Below are 20,604 nucleotides of genomic sequence, written 5' to 3'. Positions count from 1 at the left end.
ACGTGCCGGGCTCGATCGCTGCCCACCCGACGAGTCGAGCAGTAGGCTGAATCACGATGTCTGACACTGAACACACTTCTCCGGACAATCCCGAGGTCACCGGCGACGCCGGGGCGGCGTCGAACGGCGAGACCGTCGGCGATCTGACCGTCGAGGAGCTGCGCGACTGGCTGCGCGACTGGGTGGCGCGTGCCACGGCGCTGCCGGTGGAACAGATCTCCGACGACCGCCCGATGGAGGAGTTCGGTCTGGCGTCGCGCGACGCGGTCGCGTTGGCCGCCGACGTCGAGGACTTCACCGGCGTGATCCTCACCGCGACGGCCGCATACAACCATCCGACGATCGCGTCGCTCGCCAAGCGGATCATCGAGGGCGATCCCGACGAGGGAATCGACCCCGACGACGACCGTTTCTGGGAGCGGGACCGCGATGCGGACGACGACATCGCGATCGTCGGCGTCGCCACCCGCTTCCCGAAGGCCGGCCACACCCCGGAGTCGACGTGGGAGGCCCTGATGGCCGGCGTCGACGGGATCACCGATCTCCCCGAGGACCGGTGGACCGAGTTCAAGGCCGATCCGCGGATCGCCGAGGCCATCGAGAACGGCAACGTCCACGGCGGCTACCTCGACGACGTGTCGGGGTTCGACGCCGACTTCTTCCAGATGAGCCCGCGCGAGGTCGAGAACGTGGACCCGCAGCAGCGGCTCGCCCTGGAGCTCACGTGGGAGGCGCTCGAACACGCGCACATCCCGCCGAGCGATCTGCGCGGAGGCCAGGTCGGCGTCTTCGTCGGCACCTCGACGAACGACTACCAGATGCTCGCGACGCTCGGTCTCGCCGACGGTGCCGCCGAGACCGCGGCCTACGCCCTCACCGGCACGGCGACGTCGATCATCGCCAACCGCGTCTCCTACTTCTTCGACTTCCACGGCCCGTCCCTGGCGATCGACACCGCGTGCTCGTCGTCGCTGGTGGCCGTGCACGAGGCGGCCCGCAGCCTGCGGACCGGCGACTCCGACGTGGCACTGGCCGGCGGCGTCAACATGCTCATCACGCCCGCGGCGACCCTCGGTTTCGACCAGATCGGCGCGCAGGCGCCCGACGGCCGGATCAAGGCCTTCTCGTCGGACGCCGACGGGATGATCCGTGCCGAGGGCGGCGGCATGTTCGTCCTCAAACGGATGGCCGATGCGCGACGCGACGGGGACGCCGTCCTCGCGGTTCTGGCGGGCAGCGCCGTGAACTCCGACGGCCGATCGAACGGGATCTTCGCACCCAACCCCGAGGCGCAGGTCCAGGTGCTGCGGTCGGCGTACGCCGATGCGGCCGTCGATCCGCGGACCGTCGACTATGTGGAGGCCCACGGGACGGGCACGGTGCTCGGCGATCCCATCGAGGCCGACGCGCTCGGCCGGGTCGTCGGACGGGGGCGGGCCCCCTACGAGCCGATGCTGCTGGGGTCGGCGAAGACCAACTTCGGGCACATGGAGTCGGCGGCCGGCGCCGCCGCCCTGGCCAAGGTGGTGCTGGCGTTGCAGAACGACCGGCTGCCGGCCTCGCTGAACTACGCGGGCCCCAATCCGTACATCCAGTTCGACGCGAGCAATCTCCGGGTCGTCACCGAGCCGACCGTGTGGCCGCGGTATTCGGGTCACGCGATCGCCGGCGTCTCCGGATTCGGTTTCGGCGGCACCAACGCGCACCTGGTGGTGCGCGAGGTGCTGGCGAGCGATTACGCGGCGTCCGCCGGTGCACAGGACGCCGCGGTCGCGCCCGCCGAGAACGCCGTCGTCGACGCGGTCGGCGACGATGACGACGACGAGGACTTCCTCACCGAGGCCGAACGCGCCGTCCTGGCCGCGCAGGCCGCCCGCAGGCCCGAGCCGGCGGTGCAGACGCCCGACGATCCGGCCGACGGATTCGCCCCCGTGGCCGTCGAGGGCTCGGTGGTGCCGCTGGTGATCTCCGGCTTCCTGACCTCGCGCCGCCGGAAGGCCGCGGCCGACCTCCTCGAGTGGCTCGAATCCGACGAGGGGCGGGGGACGCCGCTGGTGGACGTCGGACGCGCCCTGGCGCACCGCAACCACGGCCGCACCCGATCGGTCGTCATGGCCCGCACCTACGAGGACGCCGTCAAGGGCGTCCGCGCCGTGGCCGACGGCAAGTCGCTGCCGTTCGTCTACACCTGCGACTCGCCGGATGCGGCGTCGGCGGTCTGGCTGCTGTCGGGTTTCGGCTCGCAGCACCGCAAGATGGCCAAACAGCTGTACACCGAGAATCCGGTGTTCGCGAAGTACGTCGACCGCGTCGACGAGTTGATCGAACGCGAGCTCGGCTATTCGATGGTCGAGATCTTCCTCGACGATGCGCAGACCTACGCCATCGAGACGTCGCAGATCGGCATCTACACCATCCAGGTGGCGCTCGCCGACACGATGCGGCACTACGGCGCCGAGCCGGGCGTGCTGATCCCGCACTCGATGGGCGAGGCGTCTGCCGCGTACATCAGCGGGGGCCTGTCGCTGGAGGACGCCACCCGGGTGATCTGCCAGCGCTCCCGTCTGATGGGTGAGGGCGAGTCGATGCTCTCCGGCGACGACATCCGGTTGATGGCGCTCGTCGAGTACAGTGCCGACGACATCGCCGACGTCCTCGTGGACTACCCCGACCTGGAGATCTGCGTGTACGCGGCGCCGACCCACACGGTCATCGGCGGTCCGGAACCGCAGGTCGACGCGATCGTCGAACGCGCGGAGGCCGAGGGGAAGCTGGGTCGCAAGCTGCAGACGAAGGGCGCGAGCCACACGTCGCAGATGGACCCGCTGCTCGGCGAGCTGGCCTACGAGCTCACCGGCATCGAGCCGCGGCGGCCGTCGACGGGCTTCTACAGTTCCGTCGACCGCGAGGTCTTCTACCGGCCGGGCAGCGAACCGGTCCACACGATCGACTACTTCCTCAAGGGGCTGCGCCACAGCGTGTGGTTCTCGCAGGCCATCGCGAAGTCGGTGGAGACGGGACATCGCACGTTCATCGAACTGTCGCCGAACCCCGCCGTGCTGATCTCGGTGGCCGCGACCACGTTCGGCGCGGGCGTCCACGACGCCGAGCTGATCGAGACCCTCCGCCGCAAGGAGGACGAGAGCTACGGCCTGGTGAACGCGCTGATGAAGCTGTACGTGCACGGGCATCCGGTGAATGTGGCCGCGCTCTTCGGCAGCGGCCCGGATCGCGCGTACGCCGCGATCCCGCGGACGCGGTTCGAACGGAAGCCGTACTGGCTCGACGCCGTCGTCGTCGGCGGCTCCGGTGCGGGCACCGTCCCGGGCTCGCATGTGGCCCTTCCCGACGGTCGTCACGCCTGGGAGGTCGCGGCCGCAGCCGTGACCGATCCCCGCGGGCTGGTGGTGGCCGCGGCCGCCCAGGTGCTGGGGTCGTCGGTGTCGGTGACCGCGGTGGAATCGGTGGCGCCATTCCCCGCGGAGGGCACGGTCACGACCACCCTCACCCGGCACCCGGGTGGTGCGGCGGTGAGCGTGCACGCCGGACCGCAGGGCGGATTCGCCCTGCTGTACGAGGCGGCGGTGACCGCGGCCCGGACAGCGCAGACCGGCCAGGGCACCACCGACCGGTCCGGCATCGACCAGGCGTCCGCGGACGCGGGCGCCGACGGCGCACCGGCACCCGGAGCGGCGTTCGGCGACGACCGCGTGGTGATCGAGGACGATGTGGTCGACGACATCGGCAATCGGTGGGACCCGGCCTCGGGTGAGACGGTCGGTGATCGCCTGGCGGTGATCGTCGGCGAGTCGATGGGATACGACCCGGAGGACCTGCCGCGGGAGATCCCGCTGATCGAGTTGGGTCTGGACTCGCTGATGGCCGTGCGGATCAAGAATCGCGTGGAGTACGAGTTCGAGATCCCGCAGCTGCAGCTGCAGGCCATGCGGCAGGCGAATCTCGCCGACGTCGAGAAGTTCGTGAGCTTCGCCGTCACACACCGCGACCAGCTCGACGACCTGGAGCAGGCCACCGGCGGCGGTGAACTCGACACGGCGGCGCTGAACGCGTACATCGACGAGGAGTTGGCCAAGGACGCGGCCCGAGGCGGCCCGACCCCCGACACCCCGACCCCCGACACCCCGACCCCCGACATCCCGGCCACCGAGCAGCCCGAGCCGGAGGCACCCGCTCCCGCGACGCCCGCGACGCCGGCTGCGGCCGCGCCCGATCTCACCGATCAGGCGTCCGTGGCCGAGGCCGCAGGCGCCGACGTGCCGCCGCGCGATGCCGCCGAACGCCTCACGTTCGGCGCCTACGCGGTGGTGACCGGTCGATCGGCCGGCGGCGTGTTCACCAAACTGCCGGTCCTCGACGAGGACACGGCGCAGCGGCTCACCGATCGGATCAACGACCGCACCGGCGGCGAGGTCGACATCGAGGACATCCTCGACTCGGAGACCATCGAGGAGATGTCCGAGTACGTCCGACAGCAGATGGACGACGCCGCCGACGTCGACGGTTTCGTCCGCTTCCTGCGGGTCGGCGTCGACGCCGACGGTTCGCCGAAGCATCGCTTCGACGTCGCCGCGGGTGATCCGACACCGATGCTCGTCTTCCATCCGGCAGGCGGCAACACCTCGGCGTACGAGGCGCTGCTCAAACGGCTCCCCGAGGACGTCCCGGTGATCGGCTTCGACCGGGTGGAGGGCTCCATCGAGGAGCGCGTCCGCCAGTACATGCCGAAGCTCCGCGAGGTGCAGCCGACCGGGCCGTACGTGCTGGTCGGCTGGTCGCTCGGCGGCGCCCTCGCCTACGGTGCCGCGCAGCTCCTGTCCGAACAGGGCGACGAGGTGGCCTTCGTCGGCCTCATCGACGTCGTACGCCCCAGCGAGGACGTCCCGGACACTCCGGAGAACAAGCGTGCCCGCCTGGAGCGGTGGAAGGCCTTCGCCGTCAAGACCTACGGGATCGACGCGGATGCGCCGATCCCGATGGACCGGCTCGTGGAGGCCGACGATGAGGGCCAGTTCGAGATCATCATGGAGATGATCGCGATGTCGGACACCAAGATCCCCGGCGGCATCATCGAGCACCAGCGCACCTCGTTCATCGACAACCGGGCGTTGACCAACATCGACCCGTCGCCGTACGACGGCAAGGTGGTCCTCTACCGTGCCGACAAGATGCACGACGGCGCGATCGAACTGGAACCCCAGTGGGCACAGATCGACGAGGACGGTCGCTGGGGCGAGGTGGTCGACGACCTGGAGATCATCCACATCGGCGGCGACCACCTCGGGATCGTCGACGAACCGCATGTGGCGAAGGTGGCGGCCGATCTCGCCCGCCGCATGGAAGAACTGAACACCGACAAGTGATGGAGAGGTCGCCGGCCTGATGGAAACGACTGCTGAGAAGCTCGCCGACCTGCGCGAGAAGCTGGAACTGGCCAGGGAGCCGGGCGGCGAGAAGGCGATCGCGAAGCGGGCGGCCAAGGGGATCCTGTCGCCGCGCGCGCGGCTGGAACTGCTCTTCGACCCGGGGACCTTCGTGGAGGTCGGGGCACTGGCGAAGATGCCGGGTGCCGGCGAGACCGGGTACGGCGACGGCGTGGTGACCGGGCACGGTCTGGTCCACGGCCGCCCGGTGGCCGCGTTCAGTCACGACCAGACCGTCATGGGCGGCACGGTCGGCGAGATGTTCGGCCGCAAGGTGTCCGCGCTGATGGAGTGGGCGGGCAAGCTCGGCTGCCCGATGGTCGGCATCAACGATTCGGCGGGCGCCCGCATCCAGGACGCCGTCACCTCGCTGGCCTGGTACGCAGAGATGGGTCGCCGCAACGATCTGCTCTCGGGCCTCGCACCGCAGATCTCGGTGATCCTCGGCAAATGCGCCGGCGGTGCGGTGTACACCCCCGCCAACACCGACATCCTGGTGGCGGTCGAGGACAAGAGCTACATGTTCGTCACCGGGCCCGACGTCATCAAGCAGACCACCGGCGAGGAGATCTCCGCCGAGGACCTCGGCAGCGCCCACAACCAGGCGCGATGGGGCAACATCCACCACATCGCACCCGATGAGGCGGCCGCATTCGAGTGGGTTCGCGAGTACCTGCAGTACATGCCGTCGAGCGCGCACGAACAGCCGCCGGTGATCAATCCGGGCCTCGAACCCGAGGTCACCGAGTCGGATCTGAGCCTCAACGAGTTCATGCCCGACAACGACAACGCCGGCTACGACATGCGCGACATCATCATCCGGCTGTTCGACGACGGCGCGTTCCACGAGATCGGCGAACTCTTCGCGCCGAACATCCTCACCGGATTCGCCCGCGTCGACGGTCGCAGCGTCGGCGTCGTCGCCAACCAGCCGAGCGTCATGGCCGGCACGATCGACACGGACTCGTCGGAGAAGGCCACCCGATTCGTCCGCATCTGCAACGCCTACAGCATCCCGTTGATCTTCCTGGTCGACACCCCCGGAATCCTGCCCGGCATCAGCGAGGAGCAGAAGGGCACCATCCGGCGCTCGGGCAAGTTCCTGTACGCCTACGTGGAGGCCGACGTCCCCAAGATCACCGTGGTGCTCCGCAAGGCCTACGGCGGCGCCTACGCGGTGATGGGCTCCAAGCAGCTCGGTGCCGACATCAACTTCGCGTGGCCGACGGCCAAGATCGCGGTGATGGGCGCCGAGTCGGCCGCCGCGATCCTCACCCGTCGACAGACCGAGGGACTCTCGGTCAACGAGGCCGACAAGGTGCGCCAGGACTTCATCGCGTTCTACAACGCGATGATGGCCACGCCGTACCTGGCCGCCGAACGCGGTTACATCGACGCCGTCATCGAGCCGGCCCACACGCGCCTCGAACTGCGGAAGGCGCTCGCACAGCTCCGCGACAAGGAGATCCTGCGCGCGCCGCGCAAGCACTACCTCATGCCGATCTGACCCACCGGTCCCGGCCAACGGATTCCGGCCCCGAACCGCGCGACTGCGGGTCGGGGCCGGAATCGTCGGCGGACTCCCCCGCGGTCGGGCGTCAGTAGCCGGCCGAGCGCATCGGCGCCGGGTTGTACAGACCGCTGACCGTGTGGCTGCCGATCGACAACTCGGCGGGCCTCGACGGCGTCACCGGGGTGAACCGTTCCAGACCGCCCCAGTCGCGGCCCCAGTCGTTTCGCAGGTACGTCGGCACCAGCGTGTTGTAGAGCAGACCGTCGGTGATGCCCAGCGGCCCGCCGTTGATGCCGTCCGACCACGTCTGACTGTTCCGCTTGGTGGCCGCGGCGTCGGGCATGATGCGCCACTTGGGCACCTCGAGGACGCCGTTGCGGACGGCCATCGGCCGCTGGCACGGGAACACCAGGCCCGGCATCCAGTCGATGAACACCGGATCGGTGCTCCCGACGACGTCCTGCAGGGTCCGCAGGGCCGGAACGCGCGGCGGCGTGAACGCGAGCCATTCGCTGGCGGCGGCCGCATCGTCGACCGCGGTGAGCCGCACCGTGTCGGCGCGCGGCGGCGCGTCGGCGAGCGGGAAGCGCAGGGTCCGCCAGTAGTTCTTCTCCAGCGCATCCGTCGGGACCAGCGCCCGGCCCAGCGGCGTCACCCGGCCGTCGGCGCCGCGACGACCGAACTCGGCGGTCAGGCTGCGGCCCCTGGTGAGCACGCCCAGACTGTTGTGGGCGGCGATCGAACCGGCCGCGGCGACGGTGAGCAGCGGTTTGTCGCCGGGGGCGCGGCCCGCCTCGAAACCGAGGTCGTACCACGCCGAGGTCACCCTGCCGACGCCCGTCGTGCCGTGGCTCCCCAGGACCGGGGTGGTGTCCGGGTGCAGCCCGAACGGCAGCCGGACCGACCGGTCGGAGCCGGTGCGACCGGACTCCTTCTGGGCCGACGTGGTCTCGGAGACGGTCTCCTGATCGTCGAGGGCGCCGGAGTCGTCCGCACCGCTGCCGGAGTCGTCCGTCCCGTTGTCGGGCGTGCCGGCGGCATCGGAGCCGCCGCCGGCGGTGGGAGCCGAGGTGGTCTCGTCCTCATCGGAGCCCTTCTTCTCCTCCAACGGGTCGATGAGAGTCCCCGCGGGGACGCCGGTGGCGGTGAAGCCCTCGTTGTGCAGGCCGAGTGCGGCCGTCGGCGAGGGTGCGGGCCGTCCGTCGACGGCCGCCGGCGCCAGGATCGAGCGATTCGGATCGGACTCCACCAGCACGTCGTCGGCCAGGGCGCAGGTGTCGCCGGTGAGCGCACGCGCATTCGACACCGCCCACGACCAACTGTGCCGCTGCACCCACGCACCCTTGACGAACGACGCGAGCATGAAGACGACGAGCAGTGCCGCGATGACCGGCAGCGGGGAGAACGTGAACCGCATGATCCCGCTGCGTCGGTCGCCGGTCGCGACGGCCTCCTCGACGTAGTCGTCGCGGAAGTGGAAGTACAGACCGGCTGCGCCCGTCACCACCGCGGCGGCCAGCACGAACCAGCTCAGGTTGATGCCGCCGAGGGAGATGGGACGGTCCCACCACGGAACACCGTAACTGCCCACGTACCACCACATGTTGGTCCCGGCGGCCGCGATGGCGGTCACCAGGAGGACGGCGGTGGCGAAGAACGTGCGATTGCGCCGCGACCGGAGCAGTGCGGGGGCCATCATCGCCGCCACACCGGCGACGAGGGCGGCGCCGATGCCCGCGTAGATCCCGAAGTGATGGGTCCACTTCGTCGGCGTGAACGACGTGAAGAACATGGTGCCGAGGATCACCGCGACCAGACGCCACATCGGTGCGCGGGACACCCCCGCGGGCGAGCGCCGCAGAGCCAACCGGAACACGGCGACCACCAGGCACATGATCATCATCAGGATCCCGAAGCGGCGCGGGAACGTGCCGTCGCCGGTCTGCAGCATCAGGAAGTAGTAGCGGATCGGCTCCTCGTACCACTTCTCGGTGGGCCCGACCTCCGTCGCGACCTTGTTGCCCTCCAGCAGCGGAGCCAACGCCTGCGCGTAGAAGATCATGTAGAGCACGGCGGTGCCCGACGCCAGCAGCGGAGCGAGCAGCGGCAGCAGACCGTCCCGCTTGCGACGCGCGACGATGCCCTTCACGACCGGCCGCAAGCCGGCGACCAGCGCGGCCGCCGCCATGAGACCACCGGGGGCCAGGGCGAGCGTGAACGCCGCGGTGACCGCGGCGATCGCATACGGCAGCAGACGGCGCGTGGCGATGGCGCGTTCCACGCAGCACCACGTCAGCAGGGCGCCGACGGCTTCGGCGGGCTCCGGACGGATGCCGTTGTTGTACGGCATCCAGATCGCGAGGAAGACCATCGCGCCGGTCCACACCGCCGCGGAGCTGTTCCGCACCGAACGGCCGAGTCGCGGCAGCACCTCGCGGCTGATGATCCACCAGCCCAGGAGGCCGAGCAGGAAGGCGGGCAGTCGCAGCCACGGAGTGGCGACCGAGATCTGGGTCATCCACGACAGCACGTGGAAGTGCCAGCCGAACGGATCCTGGGGCACACCGAAGTAGCGGAAGTAGTTGTCGGCGTACCCCGCGCCCTCGGTGATGCGGGCGACCGTGATGTTGTAGCCGTCGTCGGAGGTGTTGCCGCCGATGAGCCACCAGGCTGCCAGCACACCGAACACCGCGATGTCCGGGCCGCGGATGGTGAACCAGCCGCGGGGCAGGAAGCGTTTGTGGCCGCGTCCGTCGCGCGCGTCGAGGACGCCGAGCGCCAGCAGCGACAGCAGCGTGGCGAGGATGCCGACGATGATCGCCGCCAACTTGAGCGGGGTCGGGGAGTTGACGAACCGGGTGTCGATGGTCGCGTTGAGCGCCAGCCCGTCGCGGGAGGCGTCGGCAGGCAGATCGGAGTACACGCCGATGATCTGCGGACGCATGTCGGTGTCGTCGGTCCGGTAGTCGGTGTCGTCGCCGGGCGCCACGCCCTCGATGTCGGCGCGGACGCCGTCGCCGTCGCCGGCGATCGTGAACCGGCAGTCCGGGTTGTTCTCGGCGGCGGCGCGGTCCGTCGACAGCAGCACCACGTCCCGGACGACCATGCTGAGGGTCTTGGAGTCGGCGCGGACGAACAGGCCGCGGGCGGTCGCCTTCAGTCCCTCCTTGGGGACGGTCGAGAGCAGCACGCCGCCCTCGTCGGGAAGGTCGCGAGCCAGCGAGCAGGGGATCGACGCGTCCAGGTCGGTCGGGACGAAGGCGACCATCGGAGCGGTCACGTTGCCGACGGCGCCGTCCTGCGGCCAGTGCAGCTCGGACGTCTGCTGCTCGATCGGGAGGATCGGCATGAGGACGGCGAGGACGAAACCGAGAACGCCGGCACCCGCGGCGACGAGCTTCGCGACACGGTGGTCGCCGCCGCCGAGCAGCGCGGTCAGTCGGCCTCGAGGCGACCCGTCGGTCGCCGACGGGTCGGGGGTCGGGGTGTGCGTCACGGCCTCTTCACTCACGTCGGTCCCACTCCTGTCGACGCCGTTCCCGGCTCGGCTGCCGCTCTCGTCGTGCGCGGTCACTTACTCGGCTCCAGACGGATCGACGGGCTGCGCGAGAAGCCCCACGTGCGCTGCGGCTCGGTCGAGATCGCCGCCTTCCCGGCCGCCGGTGCGAGCGGCCGCAGCCGCTCCACCGATCCCCAGTCGCGATGCCAGTCGTCGGTCAGATAGGTGGGCACGGTGACCTGCTTGGTCATCGACTCGACCACCGCGAGCGGGCCGCCGCCCGACGCCGCCATCCACGTCTTGGACTGCGAGTTGGCGGTCACGTAGTCGGGCAGGATGCGCCACCGCGGCACCTCGAGAACACCGTGGGTGATCGCCATCGGCCGCTGACACGGGAACTGCGCCGCCACCGGGAAGTCGATGAGCGCCGGATCGTCGCGACCGATCATCTCCTGCAGCGTCACCAGCCGGGGCGCGCGCGGCGGGGTGATGACGATGAACTGGGTCGGCCCGAGGTTCGTGTCGGCGAGGACCAGCCGCATCGCGGTGGCGCCGTCGGGAACCTCGCTCATCGGGATCCGCAGGTTGCGCCACGGGCGCTGCGGGAACACCGGCCCCGGATCGATCGGCGTCACATCCCCGCCGATCTGCCGGAAGTCGCCGCCGTCGCGGGTGCCGAACTGGGCGACGAGCTTCTGCCCGTAGGTGTGCTCGCCGTTCTCGGCGATCGTCGAGACGGCGCCGGCCGTGGCGAACGCGATCAACGGGGAGGCGTCCCGATCGGGCAGGTCGTACCAGCCGGTCGTCAGATAGGCGTTCGCATTGTGTCCGAAGCTCCCGAGCACCGGGGTCACCGCCGGGTCGAGACCGAAGGGCAGCGCGGCGCGCGAACCGTTGACCGTCTCGGGTCCGCGGCCGCCGGTGGTTCCGGCGCCGAGTCCGCCGATGATCGCGAACGGCTTCGACGTGGAGCCGCCGACATGCATCTGACCGGCTTTGGCGGCCTTGTTGTCGGGGCTCAGGTCGTCGGGGACGCCGGCGGGCGTGAACCCGATCGGCGACTCTCCGGCGAGCGCGCGGCCGACCGGGCGGCCGTCGGCCGGTGTCAGGAAACCGGCGTTCGGGTCGGGCTCGGCGAGCACCTGATCGGCCATCCCGCACGTCTGGCCCGTCACCGTCGCGAGATTCGTGGACGCCACCGTCATCGCCGGTGTCCTGACCACGGCCGCACGGCCGAAGGCCACGAGCGTCGCGACGACCATGAGGGTGGCGATCACCAGCAGCGGGGTCGAGGCCATCGCGATGCGCCGGCGATCGGCGGCGGTGTCGGCGCCGCCCTCGCCGTGGTGGGCGAGACCGCGATTGGCGACGTAGTCGGACCGCAGATGGAGCCACAGCGTCACGGCCACCGAGACCACGGCCAGGGCCAACAGGATCGTCGAGACGTCCCGCCCCGCGACGGTCGGAGCCTCGTCGAACCACGGGATGCCGAAGTTGTAGGCGTACGGCCACGCGTTGGTGCCCGCCGCGGCGGCGGCCAGGGCGAACAGGAGTCCGGCGGTCAGGGCCGCGAGGTTGCGCAGCGACCGCGCACCGCTCTCGGCGATCGCGATGGTGGCGACGGCGGCGAGGGCCGCGCCGAGCCCGGCGAACACCCCGAGCTGGATCGTCCACTTGTTGGGGGTGACGAACATCAGCAGCAGGCCGATCCCGAAGGCGCCGACCATCCGCCACGTCGGGGAGGCGCTGACGCCCGGGATGCCGCCGCGTCGGACGAGGACCGCGGCCACCAGAACGGCTGCGACCACCATGAGCAGGACCGGGATCCGCCGGGCGAGCGCCCCGTCGGGGGTGTTGACCGCCAGGAAGTAGTAGCGCAGGAACTCCTGGTGCCACGAGAGGATCGGCCCGGTCTGGTAGCGGATCTTCATCGACTCGAGGACCGTCATCAGCGTCTGATCGCGGAAGACGACCACGGCGCCCACCGTGGCGGCCGCGGCGATCGGCGCCAGCAGCGGCACCAGTCCGGCCTCGCGGCGACGTTCGATGAGCACCGACAGCATGGGCCGCGCAGCCACGAGCAGAACCGCCGCGGCGACGACGCCCTGCGGCGCCAACGCGAGGGTCAGCGCGGCCACGGCGGCGGCCAGCGCCGCGGGCAGCACCCGGCGCCGGGTGATCGCCGACTCGGTGGCCCACCACGTGAGGAGGGTCCCCAGCACGATGACGCCCTCGGTGCGCAGACCCGAACAGAACGGCAGCCAGAACGAGAGGAACACGGCACCGGCGGTCCACCGCGCCCACGGATTGGCGGCCACGGACTCGCCGAGGTGCGGGAGGACGATCCGGGAGAGCACGAGCCACGACACGACGCCCGCGACCAGCTGCGGGATGTGCATCCAGAGGATCGTGTCGGAGACCGACGACCAGATCGACAGGAAGCTGTAGTACCAGTCGAACGGCGCCTCGGCGATGCCGAAGAACCGGTAGTAGTTCGGCATGTAGCCGGCGTCGGCCGCAGTCCGGCCCATGGTCAGGATGTAGCCGTCGTCGGGTGCCCCCGCCCCCAGGAAGGTCCAGACCAGCAGTACGCCGCCTACGACGGCGTCCGACGCCCGGGGCGCGAGCCGGGACAGCCACGAACCGCTGCGCCGCAGCAGCGAGCCCGTGTAGCCGCGGACCACATCGAGGCACCAGAGCGCCAGCAGTGCCAGCAGCGTGGCGAGGACCGCGATGACCATCGCGGCGATCTTGACGGCCGACGGGCTGCTCTCGTAACGGTTGTCGATCGTGACGTGGGCGCGGATGCCGTCGCCCATCGCCTCGACGCGCTCGGTCGACAGTGCCGTGAACAGGCCGTCGACCTGGGGTCGCTTATCCGGTTCGAGCGCCGTCCCCGGCGTCAGTCCGTCGAACGAGGCGCCCGTGGCGGTGGCGGAGGAGAAGACGTGGAGCCGCGTGCACTTGCCGGCGGCGATGTCGGCCCGCGATGCGGTGGCCGCCAGATTGCTGCGGAACATGACGGACACCGAGGTCTCCGACGCGGAGACGGTCAGCGCCTTGTTGGCGGCCCGCGACGCACCCGGCGGCATCGTCGAGAGCACGGTGCCGCCCTCGCGCGGCAGACTCGCCAGTGCACGGCAGCTCACGACGATGTCGAGATCCTTCGCCGTCTGGGCGACCAGCGGTGCGCTCACCGACGGGTCGTCGGCGCGAAGCTGCTGGCCCTGCGGCCACGAGAGGGACGCCGAAGTCGTCGACACGGGCAGCAGCGGGGTGACGACCGCCGCGAGCACGCCGACCAGTCCGGCGACGACCGCGACGATGCGCGCGGTACCCGCCGAGAGCGGGGCGGCTCGGTGCTCCCGGGGCGAATCGGGTGTGGGCGGTGTCGGGTCTGGCACGCTGTCTGACGTTAGTCGACCGGTCGCGCTCCCACCCAAACCGCGAGGTATCCACACCGCGGGCGCGTCGGCCCCGACAACGGGGTGTCAGCGCCGCCCCGCGGTGTCGGCGGGTCCGGTCAGTATCGGATCGGCGACGGACTCCACAGACCGCTCCGGGTGGCCTCGCCGTAGTCGATGCGGGCCGGGGTCACCGGATCGTAGGGGGTGTAGCGCTCCAGGGCGCCCCAGTCGCGCCCGATGTCGTCGCGCAGGTAGGTCGCGACGGTGTCGGCGCGTTGCGACACCTCCAGCCAGCCGAGCGGCCCGCCGCCGAGGGCGCTCTGCCACGCGCTCACCGCCGCCAGGTCGGCGCCGGGCCGCACCCGCCAGCGCGGCGTCTCGGCGACCCCGGCGTGGAAGTTGAACGGCCGCTGGCAGGGGACGAACAGGCCCGACGTCCAGTCGACGTGAGCCGGATCGGAGCCGACGGTCTCCTGGAGCGTGGTCAGGGTCGGCAGACGCGGCGGGGTGACCGCCATGAAATGGTCCTTGGCCAGGTCGTAGTCGGTCGCCGAGATCCGCACCGCGGTGAGACCGTCGGGGAGCGACGAGGTGTCGATCCGAGCATTCCGCCACGACGGGCGCGGACCCGGATCGATCAGTCCGATGGACCCGCTCGGGGCGATGGCGTCGTCGGCGATGCCGCGGGGCAGGGCCTGATCGGTGTAATCGAGCTTGAGGCGCGACGACGGGAAGATCCCGGCCACCGACGTCGTGATCAGCGGTCGGTCCTTGTAGTCGGCGGGCAGCCGGTACCAGCCGGACAGGAGGGTCGACGGCGTCTGCTCGTTCTCCTTGTAACTGCCCAGGACCGGGGTGCGAGTCGGATCGAGCTCGAACGGGAGCTGCGCGTGGCTGCCGTTGACGCCCGGCGTCGCGGTGACGCCGCCGCCGGTGCCGCCGCTGTTCGCGACCAGCAGGTCGGGGTCGATGGCCGCGTCACGGGCCAGGACGCCCAGGGAGCCGGACGAAGCCTTGGTCTCCACCTCGTCGGGAACGCCGTCGGGCGTGAAGCCCGCCGTCGGTCCGGTCTCGTCCGCGACGCGCTGGTGCGTGGGCGAGCCGGCCAGAGTCGACGCCAGCCGGTCGTCGACACCCGAGAGCTGGAAACGGCTCGGATCGCTCTCGACCCACACCTTGTCGGCCATGCCGCACGGATTCCCGGCCAGCGCGGCGAGGTTCGACCGGGCGACGGAGAACGAGGTGCTCTGGTGGACGCCGGCCATCGCGGCGGTCGCGACGAGGAAGACCACGAGGATTCCGGCGACGATCCCCAGCGGGGCGCCCGCCAGGAACCGGCCGGTGGCGCGGACCGCCCGGCGGGGCCGCGACGGCGTGCCCGCGGGCCGGGGCTGCGGATCGCGGCCGGCGAACGGGTCGCGGAAATGGAACCACAGCGCGGCCGACAGCAGGGCCAGTGAGGCGTACAGCAGCAGGTCGCTGACCGCGTACGAGCCGATGGTCACCTGGCTCGTGCCCCACGGCATGCCCCACGCGGAGGCGTAGTAGTACGAGTTCGGTGCGGCCATCGCCAACGCGGCGACGAACAGGACCAGCGAACCGAAGATGGTGCGGTTGCGGCGGGAGTGGGTCGACCCCGCGCTCATCGCGATGGCCGCGAGCGCGGCGAGTGCGGCGGCGAGCCCCGCGAAGACACCGAAATGGTGCGTCCACTTCGTCGGCGTGAACATCAGGAACAGCAGCGAGCCGAAGGTGATCCCGACGATCCGTCGCGACGGGCCCAACGCGGTGCCCGGGATGCGCGATTTGCGGATCAGAACGGCGCCGGCGACCGTCATCCCCAAGACCATCGCGAGGACGGCGAAACGCCGCGCGATGGACCCGTCTGCGGAGAACGCGAACAGCGACGAGTACCGGTCGATCTCGTTGTACCAGCTCAGCGACGGCCCGAGCGCCGTCTTCATCGTCGACGCCTCGGTGAACGACCGGAGCGTCAACGTCGAGAACACGACGAAGACGACGAACGTGCCCGCGGCGACGATGGGGGCGAGCAACGCCAGATACGAGCGCGGTCGACCGGTCCCGGTGCGGGCGTCGACCTCCAGGGCACGCCGTCGCAGGGCGAGGAACATCGGACGCGCACCGGCGACCAGCGCGGCGACGGCCAGCACCCCGGTGGGACCGGCCGCGATGCTGAACGCGCCGGCGGTGCACGCGACCGCCGCGGGCAGCAGCCTGCCGGTCGCGATCGCGCGTTCCACCGAGCACCAGGTCAGCAGGGCGCCCAGGCAGATGATGGGTTCGGGCCGCAGTCCGTTGTTGAACGGGAACCACGCCACCAGGAAGACGGCGGCCGCCGTCCACGGCACGGCGCGCGAGAACCGTGCGGCGCGACCGATCCGCGGGATCACCTCGTGGCTGATGATCAGCCAGCTCACCACCCCGCACAGCAGCGCGGGAATCCGGACCAGCGGACTGGCCACACTGATGTGGCTCAGCAGCCCGAAGACCTCGTAATACCAGCCGAACGGGGCCTCCGGTGCACCGAACCAGCGGAAGTAGTTGGCCGTGTAGTCACTGTCCTGCGCCACCCGCGCCATCGTCATCAGATAGCCGTCGTCGGACGTGTTCGGGCCGATGAAATGCCACACCAGCAGCAGGCCGATCACAGTCCAGTCGCGCGGGTTGAGCCGCCACCAGCGCGCCGGGAAGATTCTGCGGTGACCGCGACGGTCGGTCGCATCGAGCCGGGCCAGCGCCACCAGGGAGATCAGGGTGGCGAGGACGCCGACGACGATCGCGAGCCACTTCAGCAGGGTCGGCGACGTGGAGTACCGCGAGTCGACGACCATGTGGGCGCCCAACCCCGGGTATGCGGAGGCCGGACCGGTGAGCTCGGTGAACAACCCGGTGACCTGCGGACGCTGGTCACCGCCCGGAACCATGCTCGACCCCGTCTCGGCCGCCAACGGCTCGCCGTCGTCGCCGGTCAGGCCGGTGAATGCGGCGCTGACGCGGTCGGCGTCCGCACGCACCCGGATCTCACCGCAATCGGCCCCCGCGACCTGCCGGTAGGGAACCGACAGGATGGGGACGTTGCGGCTCACCACCTCCACGGCGCGATCGTCGGGGCCGGATCCGGTGACGCGGACGAACAGGCCGCGGTCGGTGGCCTTGGGCGCCGACGGCGACGTCGTCGAGAGCAGGACCGACCGGCCGGACGGCAGGTCGGCGACCGCCGAGCACGGGATGTCGGCCCGGAAGCTGATCGGCTGATACGAGATCAGCGGAGCCGAGACCGACCCGACGGTTCCGTTCTGCGGCCAGCTGACCTCCGCCACGGTCTGTTTGACCGGCAGCAGGGGGGTGGCCAGCGCCAGCAGCAGACCCAGCAGACCGGTGATGATGGCGGTCGTCTGGGCCCTGCGAACGGTGAATCCTGGCACAGCACGTCATCCTAGCCGTGGCCGCGGATGCCGCTGGGGAACCGTCGGGTCGGTGGTGACGGTCGGGTCGGTCGTCACCCGCACGCGGGCTACGCGAACGGTGAGTCCGGCAACGGCGTCAGCGGCTCCACCTCGCGCTCGGCGAGGTGCACCGGGCGCGGCGAAGTGCCGCTGTACGGCCGGACGGGAGCGTTCTCGACGCTGTTGAACACCAGGAACACGTTGGCCCGCGGGAACGGCGAGATGTTGTTGCCCGATGCGTGCATGGAGTTCGAGTCGAAGAAGAGTCCCGACCCCGCGGCACCGGTGAACTGCTCGATGCCGTGCTCATATCCGAGTTCGGTGATCACGTCCTCCGAGGGGACACCGATCCGCTGCTCCTGCAGCGACTCCCGGTAGTTGTCGTCCGGTGTCGCCCCGACGCACGAGACGAAGGTGCGGTGCGCGCCCGGCATCAGCATGAGCCCGCCGTTGAACGGGTAGTTGTCGGTGAGAGCGATCGACAGGCTGACGGTGCGCGGCGTCGGCAGGCCGTCCTCGGCGTGCCACGTCTCGAAATCCGAGTGCCAGTAGAACCCCGTGCCCGCCATGCCGGGCATCGCGTTGATCCGCGACTGGTGGATGTAGACCTCGGAGCCGAGGATCTGGCGGGCGCGGTCGAGGATGCGCGGGGTGCGCGCGAGGGCCTCGAACAGCGGGCTCACCCGGTGGACGCGGAAGATCGACCGGATGGCGCCGGACTCGCGTTCGCGCACCAGCAGGTCGCTCGAGGAGAGTTCGGGGTCGGCGGACAGTCGCTCGAACTCGGACCAGCAGTTCTGCACCTGGCTCGGGGTGAGCAGGCCCTCCTCGATGTGGAACCCCTTCGCGTCGTACGCGGCGGTCTCCCGGGGACCGAAGGGACCGGGATGCTCGCCCCACACCGTGGGGTCGGGGCGCGCGATCATAGTGCTCGCAGTCGGAGCGGGGGCGGCGAGACGCGATGGGTAGCGGTCGTCGACGACCTCGTTCGTCATGTTCGCGGTGGTCAAGGAATCCTCCCTCCAATCAAGGCGGGCCGGATGGCCCGCGTGGTGGACCACCTACCACCACTACCAGAACGCGCGAGGCCGTGCGCTGCGCCGATCGGCCGACCGGCCCCCGCCGCGGGGTAGAGTCCGAGGCATGTCTGCCCCGACCGACGCCCTGCCGATCCTGCTGCTCAACGGGCCCAACCTCAACATGCTGGGGACCCGGCAGCCCGAGGTGTACGGCGCCGACTCCCTCGCCGACGCCGTGGCCCGTGCGCGGGCGGCGGCTCGCGACGTGGGCCTCGAACTGCGCGATCTGCAGACCAACCACGAGGGCGAGATGATCGACGCGATTCACGCAGCACGCGGTGCGGTCTGCGGAATCGTCATCAACCCGGGCGGGTGGACGCACACGTCGGTCGCGTTGGCCGACGCCCTCGTCGTCCCGGAGGTCCCGGTGCTCGAGGTGCACATCAGCAATGTGCACGCCCGCGAACCCTTTCGGCACCACTCGTACGTGTCGCCGATCGCAGCGGGCGTGATCGCGGGCTGCGGGATCGCCGGGTACGACTATGCGGTCCGCCGGGTCGCGGAGCTGGTCGGCGCTCCGCAGGGCTGATCGTCCCCCAGTGGTTCTCGTCCCCAGTGGTTCTCGTCCCCAGTGGTTCTCGTCACTGGTGGGCGTCGGCGATTCCGGATGCGGTCGCCCACGTGTAGGGTGAGGTCATTCGGCGCGCCGCGCCGTGCGTCGTAGAACGACTTCACGCGAGACCCGTCACACGGGTGCGTCGACTTCCCCTTCATACGGCGAACCGAACCGCCGACCGCGCGTGTTCGCCCATTCGATCGTCACAGACGGTGGTTCCGCCGTGCACTGTTCTCGGTGCGCGCGACCGCCCGACGGTCCCAAGCTCGTAAGGTTCGTGAGAATCCATGACTGCATTCGCCGATCTCGGCGTGCCCGCGCCCGTCGCCGACGTCCTCGTCGGTCAGGGCAAGGCCGAGGCCTTCCCCATCCAGGAGCGCACCCTCCCCGACTCGCTGGCCGGCCGTGACGTGCTCGGTCGCGGTAAGACCGGTTCCGGTAAGACCGTCGCCTTCTCGGTGCCGCTGGTGGTCCGACTGGCCGCCGCCGGCGTCCGGCGCCGCCCGGGCCGTCCGACGGGTCTGGTCCTGTCGCCGACCCGTGAGCTGGCCACCCAGATCGCGACCCAGATCGAGCCGCTCGCCGCGGCCGTCGGGCTCCGTGTGACCACCGTCTTCGGCGGCGTCAAACAGGCACGTCAGGAGCGTGCGCTGGGTGCGGGCGCGGACATCGTCGTCGCCTGCCCGGGCCGCCTCGAGGACCTCATGCGCCAGGGCGTCGTCTCACTCGAGGACGTGCAGATCACCGTTCTCGACGAGGCCGACCACATGGCCGACCTGGGGTTCCTTCCCGTCGTCACCCGGATTCTGGCCGCGACGCCTGCCGACGGTCAGCGGCTCCTGTTCTCGGCGACCCTCGACAACGGGGTCGACAAGCTCGTGCGGCGTTTCCTGCACAAGCCGGTCACGCACTCCCTCGAGGAGGCGACGTCGCCGGTGGCGCAGATGACGCACCACGTGTTCCGCGTCGCGTCCACGACCGAGAAGACCGCGCTGGTGCGTGAACTGGCGTCGGGCACCGGGCGTCGCATCCTGTTCACGCGGACCAAGCATCAGGCCAAGAAGCTCGCCAAGAAGCTCACCGCCGACGGCATCCCGGCCGTCGACCTGCACGGCAACCTGTCGCAGTCGCAGCGCGACCGCAACCTGGCGTCGTTCGCCGCACCGGACGGCGCCAAGGTGCTCGTCGCGACGGATGTTGCGGCGCGCGGCGTGCACGTCGACCACGTCGAGCTCGTCGTCCACGTCGATCCGCCCGCGGAGCACAAGGCGTACCTGCACCGTTCCGGTCGGACGGCGCGTGCCGGCGAGAGCGGCGACGTCGTGACGATCTGTCTGCCCGAGCAGTGGCAGGATCTGCGCAAGCTGCTGAACAAGGCGGCCATCAAGGCGCCGGGGCAGCAGGTCACCGCGACGTCGGAGGCTGTCGACACCCTGGTCGGCGAGCGGGCGCCCCTGCGTCACACCCCGGTCGTGGCCGCACCGCCCCAGCAGCAGCGTCAGCGTCAGCGTCAACCGCAGCAGCATCAGCGGCCGGCGGGCACCGGATCGCGTCGCCGGCGCGGCGGTGCGTCGCGGAATCGTCGTCGCGCCCAGGTCTAGCCTCGTCGGGACGGGAGTCGACGACACCGACGGAACGGGGG

General features: G+C 70.5%; 8 protein-coding genes. 4 read left to right on the top strand and 4 right to left on the bottom strand.

From position 1 onward, the window contains the following. Window positions 1–56 precede the first annotated feature (56 nt). Both pks13 and G528_RS0107840 read left to right on the top strand, forming a co-directional pair. Window positions 57–5,381 carry a polyketide synthase Pks13 gene (pks13, locus tag G528_RS0107845; RefSeq protein ID WP_026918493.1) on the top strand — a complete coding sequence of 1,775 codons (5,325 nt, stop codon included), beginning with the start codon at window positions 57–59 and terminating at the stop codon, window positions 5,379–5,381. A 16-nt stretch (window positions 5,382–5,397) separates the two neighbouring features. Next, window positions 5,398–6,948: an acyl-CoA carboxylase subunit beta gene (locus tag G528_RS0107840; RefSeq protein ID WP_026918492.1), complete on the top strand. Its 1,551-nt coding sequence runs from the start codon at window positions 5,398–5,400 to the stop codon at window positions 6,946–6,948. 91 nt (window positions 6,949–7,039) lie between these two features. On the opposite strand, the gene G528_RS0107835 is transcribed toward G528_RS0107840, so the two are convergent. The 4 genes from G528_RS0107835 to thpD all read right to left on the bottom strand — a co-directional run bounded on the left by G528_RS0107835 (window position 7,040) and on the right by thpD (window position 18,322). Further along, a complete protein-coding gene (locus G528_RS0107835) occupies window positions 7,040–10,393 on the bottom strand; it encodes an arabinosyltransferase domain-containing protein (protein ID WP_051198534.1) in 3,354 nt (1,117 codons plus the stop codon). Window positions 10,394–10,524: 131 nt separating this feature from the next. Beyond that, window positions 10,525–13,857, bottom strand: a complete 3,333-nt coding sequence (locus tag G528_RS0107830) for an arabinosyltransferase domain-containing protein (RefSeq protein WP_026918490.1) — start codon at window positions 13,855–13,857, stop codon at window positions 10,525–10,527. 119 nt (window positions 13,858–13,976) lie between these two features. Next, window positions 13,977–17,306: an arabinosyltransferase domain-containing protein gene (locus G528_RS0107825; protein WP_026918489.1), complete on the bottom strand. Its 3,330-nt coding sequence runs from the start codon at window positions 17,304–17,306 to the stop codon at window positions 13,977–13,979. An 89-nt stretch (window positions 17,307–17,395) separates the two neighbouring features. Beyond that, window positions 17,396–18,322 (bottom strand): ectoine hydroxylase, encoded by a 927-nt coding sequence (thpD, locus tag G528_RS0107820; RefSeq protein WP_026918488.1) that lies wholly within the window; start codon window positions 18,320–18,322, stop codon window positions 17,396–17,398. Between the two features lie 148 nt (window positions 18,323–18,470). Between thpD and aroQ the strand changes: the two genes are divergently transcribed. After that, a complete protein-coding gene (aroQ, locus tag G528_RS0107815; protein WP_026918487.1) occupies window positions 18,471–18,935 on the top strand; it encodes a type II 3-dehydroquinate dehydratase in 465 nt (154 codons plus the stop codon). 314 nt (window positions 18,936–19,249) lie between these two features. Continuing rightward, window positions 19,250–20,563 carry a DEAD/DEAH box helicase gene (locus G528_RS16810; protein ID WP_035719367.1) on the top strand — a complete coding sequence of 438 codons (1,314 nt, stop codon included), beginning with the start codon at window positions 19,250–19,252 and terminating at the stop codon, window positions 20,561–20,563. The last annotated feature ends 41 nt before the right edge of the window (window positions 20,564–20,604 follow it).

It is taken from the genome of Gordonia shandongensis DSM 45094 (genome assembly GCF_000423025.1).
Classification (GTDB): domain Bacteria; phylum Actinomycetota; class Actinomycetes; order Mycobacteriales; family Mycobacteriaceae; genus Gordonia; species Gordonia shandongensis.
Note: the sequence above shows the minus strand (reverse complement) of the source record. Positions and strands in the feature narration are given on the sequence as shown.

Bases quoted from the DNA above. Each gene is read 5' to 3' on its own strand.
- pks13 (WP_026918493.1), top strand. From the start codon at position 57: ATGTCTGACACTGAACACACTTCTCCGGACAATCCCGAGGTCACCGGC.
- G528_RS16810 (WP_035719367.1), top strand. From the start codon at position 19,250: ATGACTGCATTCGCCGATCTCGGCGTGCCCGCGCCCGTCGCCGACGTC.
- thpD (WP_026918488.1), bottom strand. From the start codon at position 18,322: ATGACGAACGAGGTCGTCGACGACCGCTACCCATCGCGTCTCGCCGCC.
- aroQ (WP_026918487.1), top strand. From the start codon at position 18,471: ATGTCTGCCCCGACCGACGCCCTGCCGATCCTGCTGCTCAACGGGCCC.